Raw genomic sequence first — 681 nt, forward strand, 5'->3', positions numbered from 1 at the left:
ACGCCCAAACCCGCGCGTACCGACGTACGCGCCGATGCCAGAACCGGCCAGCGTGAAAAAGAAAGCAATGAAACCTGCCGCGACGGCCGCAAACAGCCCCACTGCAAACAGCCAGGCAAGTACCGCCGCGGCCCCACCCGCGATCAACGCGCCCGGCAGCCGGCCGAACACCGCGCGCAGCACGCCGCCCAAGGCGACGGCCAACACAAGCACGATGGGCGCGAACCGGCCTATGTCGCGCGCCTGATGGCCGGCATCGGTCGCGGGCGGCAAGGGTTCACCCTCCGCGACCCTGATCATCCGGTCCACACCCGCTGCAATGCCGCCGTAGAAATCGCCTTGCTGGAAGCGCGGCACGATGATTTCGCGAATGATCCGGCTGCTCGTCGCGTCGTTGAGCGCGCCTTCGAGGCCGTAACCCACTTCGATGCGCAAGGTGCGATCGTTTTTGGCGACGATCAGCAGCGCACCGTCGTCCACCGCCTTGCGCCCGAGCTTCCATTGCTCGACGACACGCAGCGAATATTGCTCGATCGTCTCCGGCTGCGTCGTCGGCACCATCAGCACGGCGATCTGCGTACCTTTGCGGCGCTCGAATTGCGTCAGTGTTTGTTCGAGTGCGGCCTTTTGCTCGGCCGTGAGCGTGCCCGTTTCGTCGGTCACACGGGCCGTGAGCGGCGG

Annotated in this window: 1 protein-coding gene; it reads right to left on the reverse strand. The window is 65.9% G+C overall.

The window, feature by feature from the left end; all coding sequences use genetic code 11:
- Positions 1-681, reverse strand: a 681-nt coding sequence (locus C0Z19_RS27650; protein WP_102613009.1) for a TPM domain-containing protein, incomplete at both ends; no start/stop codon positions are given.

It is taken from the genome of Trinickia soli (assembly GCF_002879855.1).
GTDB lineage: Bacteria > Pseudomonadota > Gammaproteobacteria > Burkholderiales > Burkholderiaceae > Trinickia > Trinickia soli.